Annotated in this window: 4 protein-coding genes and 1 pseudogene; 2 read left to right on the top strand and 3 right to left on the bottom strand. The window is 72.1% G+C overall.

Features of this window, described 5'->3' with window-relative positions:
• Positions 1-98: 98 nt before the first annotated feature.
• The 3 genes from ACZ6Z8_RS39155 to ACZ6Z8_RS39145 all read right to left on the bottom strand — a co-directional run bounded on the left by ACZ6Z8_RS39155 (position 99) and on the right by ACZ6Z8_RS39145 (position 3,117).
• On the bottom strand, positions 99-1,394 hold the full coding sequence (locus ACZ6Z8_RS39155; RefSeq protein ID WP_465614734.1) for a TolB family protein: 1,296 nt from the start codon (positions 1,392-1,394) through the stop codon (positions 99-101).
• Between the two features lie 278 nt (positions 1,395-1,672).
• The gene (locus ACZ6Z8_RS39150) at positions 1,673-2,443 is read right to left on the bottom strand and encodes a lysophospholipid acyltransferase family protein (RefSeq protein ID WP_465614733.1); all 771 of its coding nucleotides are present in this window, start codon (positions 2,441-2,443) and stop codon (positions 1,673-1,675) included.
• 248 nt (positions 2,444-2,691) lie between these two features.
• Positions 2,692-3,117 (bottom strand): DUF4395 domain-containing protein, encoded by a 426-nt coding sequence (locus tag ACZ6Z8_RS39145; RefSeq protein ID WP_465614732.1) that lies wholly within the window; start codon positions 3,115-3,117, stop codon positions 2,692-2,694.
• A gap of 149 nt (positions 3,118-3,266) precedes the next feature.
• Here ACZ6Z8_RS39145 and ACZ6Z8_RS39140 point away from each other — a divergent pair, with 149 nt between their 5' ends.
• A complete protein-coding gene (locus ACZ6Z8_RS39140) occupies positions 3,267-3,689 on the top strand; it encodes a thioredoxin family protein (protein ID WP_465614731.1) in 423 nt (140 codons plus the stop codon).
• Positions 3,690-3,906: 217 nt separating this feature from the next.
• Positions 3,907-4,052 (top strand): annotated as a pseudogene (locus ACZ6Z8_RS39135) (electron transfer flavoprotein subunit beta); the annotation flags it as partial.

Below are 4,052 nucleotides of genomic sequence, written 5' to 3'. Positions count from 1 at the left end.
GTACTGCAGGGGGGACCCTGTGGGAGAGTAGGACGCCGCCGAACAATCATTCAGAAAAGCCCCTGATCCATCGGATCAGGGGCTTTTCGCATTTCTGCTCAGTTGTCCTCGTCCTCGCCGTCGGGCTGCTGGTTGTCATCGGTCTTCGGCTGTCCCTGCGGCTGTCCCTGCGCCTGAGCCGGCGTCGGCCCGGCCGATGCCGACGCGGCCGCAGAGGCACCCCCGGACGGCGCCGCCGAGGCCGAAGCCGAAGCTGCAGCCGAAGCTGACGGCGTTTCGGAGGACTGGGCGGTCTGGGCCGGTACGGCCGCCGTTCCCCAGGCCGGACGGCTGAGCCACTTGTCCGCGCTGTTGGTGAGCTTGGTGACGCCCGTACCGTCCGGCCGCATGCTGTAGAGATCCGAGCCGGAGCCCGTGGGGGCCTGGGTGAAGACGATGGACTTGCCGTCGGGCGCGTAGGCCGCTCCGCCGTAGAAGGTCGTCGACGGGGCGGGGGTGAGGGCGCCGATGGCGGTGCCGTCGGGGTGGACGGTGTAGATGCCCCCGCCGGGGGCGTTGTCGGCGCCGGCCGGGTAGGTGGTGAAGAGGATCTGGGTGCCGTCGGGGGACCAGGCCGCGCGGTCGCCGGCCCGCAGTTCCCAGGGGGTGAGCTGGCGGAGCCCGGTGCCGTCGACGCCGACGACGTAGATGGCGCGACTGTTGGCGGGCTGTCCGGTGGCGCTGGTGCGGTACTCGAAGGTGAGCTGCTTGCCGTCGGGCGACCAGCTGGGGTTGCTGACGGCGCCGGAGTACGGCTTGTCGTTCGTCAGGAAGGTGAGCCGCTGGACGTTGGTGCCGTCGGGGCTCATCAGGTAGAGGTCCGAGTACTGGACCTGGTTGCCGTGGGCCTGGTCGAGGGCGCCCCAGGAGCGGCTGAAGGCCAGTTGCTTGCCGTCGGGGGAGAAGGCGGGGGCGCGTTCGTCCTCGTTGGCACAGTCGGCGCCGGCGCTGGCGGTGTCGCAGAGCTGGCTGATCTGGTGGGCGTTGTCGCCGGTGGCGGAGACCGTCCAGAGGCGGGCGGCGCCGGTCTGGGGGTCGGTGCGGTCGAAGGCGATGGCGCTGCCGTCGGGGGACCAGTCGGGGCGGTCGTCGCGGGCGCGCGCGGGCGGCTGGGTGACCTGGCGCTGGCCGGTTCCGTCGGGGCCGACGGTGACGATGGCGCTGGTGGTGCGGGTGGCGTCGGTGTAGGCCCGGCTGACGATCAGTCCGTTGTGCGCCTGCGTGTTCGCGGCGCCGACGGCGCCCGGGGTCGCGGACTGGGTGGGTTGGGGCGTGGCGGTGGGGGACTCCGGTCGGATCTCGGAGAGCGGGATCTCGCCCGGCTCGGCCCCGCAGCCGGTGATCAGGGCGCCCACGAGCAGAAGGCCCGCACCGGCGGTCGCGCGGGTGCGGGCCTTGCTCGTGGGGGACTGCCGTGTACCGGCGCTCCGCGTCATCTCCGACTCCGACCTTTCCGACCGCTCCGACGTGCGCCCCGGCTCCGACGGCCGACGGGCTCAGGACGAACCCAGGGGAAGGAGGCCCCTGGAACGAGCTGTCACTGTGCCAGACGGGAGCGCCGGGAACCGGGCGACACGCGACGGATCGCGTCGGTCCGGTCACACTGAGTGGACGGAAGCTTCCGGAGCGCGGGTCAGCCCCGGGCGGCGCGGCGCTCGGCCTTGGCGGCGGCCTCCGCCTCGTCCTCGGCCTCGGCGACCTCCAGGGTGGGCGCGGTACCGCCGAGCTGGGCGGGCAGCCACCAGGTGTCGTCCGGTCCGGAGGGCTTGCCGGGGTACTCGCGCTGGGCCTTGTCGAGCATCTCGCTCATGGCGGCGCGCAGCTTTCTGGTGACCATGACGGGCTTGTCGTTCGGGCCGAGGTGGATCGGTTCGCCGATCATGATCGTCACCGGGACGTGGCGCTTGGTCAGGGTCTTCGGACGGCCCTTGGTCCAGAGCTGCTGGGTGCCCCACAGGACGACGGGCAGCAGCGGGGCGCCGGAGTCGGCGGCCATCCGGGCCGCGCCGGTCTTGAACTTCTTCAGCATGAACGAGCGGCTGATGGTCGCCTCGGGGAAGACCCCGACGACCTCGCCGGCCTTGAGGGCGCGCACGGCGGCCTCGTAGGCGGGCTGGCCGTCGGCGCGGTCGACCGGGATGTGCTTCATGCCGCGCATGAGGGGACCGGAGACGCGGTGCCGGAAGACGTCGTCCTTGGCCATGAAGCGCGTCTTGCGCTTCCCGCCGCGGTAGGCGCCGAGTCCGGCGAAGAGGAAGTCCAGGTAGCTGATGTGGTTGCTCACCAGCACCGCTCCGCCCTCGGCGGGGATGTTCTCGGCACCGATGATCTTGATCCGCACGTCGAGCGCGCGGAAGGCGGTGAGTGCGGCGCCGATCACCGGCGGGTAGACGAACTCTGCCACGGTCAGTCCTGACTTCTACGGGCCGGAGCCCGGTACGGCGGGTACCCGCGCCGTGCGCAGGGGCCGACCGGAGCACGGCACGCCGCGGCGGTCACGGGTGATACACGGAGATGATCCCCCGAACGAGTGCCTGCTGTCACCTGAGGCGTGCGGTCAAGCGAATATTCACGGTGTGATCTCCGTGATGGATCCGGTCGGAACTTTCCCGTTCCTCGTCGTTTCCCGGCCGGGTGGTGTCGGGGGCTGCGTCAGGCGCCCGCGCCCAGGCGCCCCTGGGCGCGTCGGACGATCGGGTAGATCTCGCAGCCCAGGCAGTAGCCGAAGGCGGCGTTCAGGAAGGCGGCCGCCAGGGCGAACGCGGTGGACAGCAGGCCGAGCCAGGTGACCTCGGTCAGGTAGCCGAGGGTGCCGACGGCGGCGAAGACGGCCCCGCCGCCCTGGGCGAAGCGCAGCGGTCGCTCGTCCTGGGTCTCGGTGGGCGGCGCCAGGCGCGGGGCGATGAAGGTGAGGAACAGCCGGCCGTACGGGGAGACCCGGGGGCCGCCGATGGCGCCGATGACGAACACGACGGTCTGGGCGGCCAGCAGCAGCCCGCTGCCGGTGATGAGGACGGCGGCCAGCACCACCGCGGTGAGTACGGCGGCGAAGCGGGGAGCGCGGGGGTCGGTCTGCACGGGGACTCCGGGAGGGTCGCGACGGACGGCTGCGGCGAGCGGCTGCGGCGGGGGGAGGGGGTCGGAGTCCACCCGCCGATCGTACGGGCCCGCTGTCGGCGGGTCGACCTCCCTTTCGGAGCTCGCACGGGCTGTCGCAGACTGGGGGGATGACCGGACTGGTGGTGTGCGTTGTCGTACTGGCGCTGGCGACCACGTTCGGGCTGTTGAGGGCCGGGCGCGACGGAAGGCTGAGGGTGCGCACCAAGGACGGGACGGTACGGCTGTCGGAGGCGGACCTGGGCGGGCCGCTCGGTGAGCGGGCGACGCTGGTGCAGTTCTCCACGGCTTTCTGCCAGCCCTGCCGGGCCACCCGGCGGGTGCTCGCCGAGGTCGCGGTGATGGTCGACGGGGTCGAGCACGTCGAGCTGGACGCCGAGGCGCAGCTGGAACTGGTCCGTCGGCTGGAGGTCCTGCGGACGCCGACCGTACTGGTGCTGGACGCGGCGGGTCGGGTGGTGCGCCGGGCGGCGGGGATGCCGCGCAAGGCGGACGTGATCGCGGCGCTGGGCGCGGCGGTCGGTGACGGGTGACGGGTAACCCCCGCTGGGGCAGGATGGGCGCAGGCTGCGAGGCGGGCCGTCCGGCGTAAGCTACTGGCCAGTAGTGACCCCTGGACTACCGCCGAGTATGCTGCCAGGAAGTTCCGGACCGGCACGGGAAACTCGCTGCCCGGAGCGGGTGCGTGCCGTGTTCGCCCCCGCTTGCACGCCGCAGCCGCCGGACGAGACCAGTACAGGAGACAAGGCCGTGAGCTTGAGGATCGTTGTCTGTGTGAAGTACGTGCCGGACGCGACGGGCGACCGTCGTTTCGCGGACGACCACACCACCGACCGGGAGGGTGTGGACGGCCTCCTGTCGGAGCTGGACGAGTACGGCGTCGAGCAGGCGCTGCG

It is taken from the genome of Kitasatospora sp. NPDC101108, from assembly GCF_055584725.1.
This window is presented reverse-complemented; position numbering and strand designations above follow the sequence as displayed.

What these genes read in the sequence shown, in the direction of transcription:
- ACZ6Z8_RS39140 (WP_465614731.1), top strand. Translation starts at nt 3,267, where the DNA reads ATGACCGGACTGGTGGTGTGCGTTGTCGTACTGGCGCTGGCGACCACG.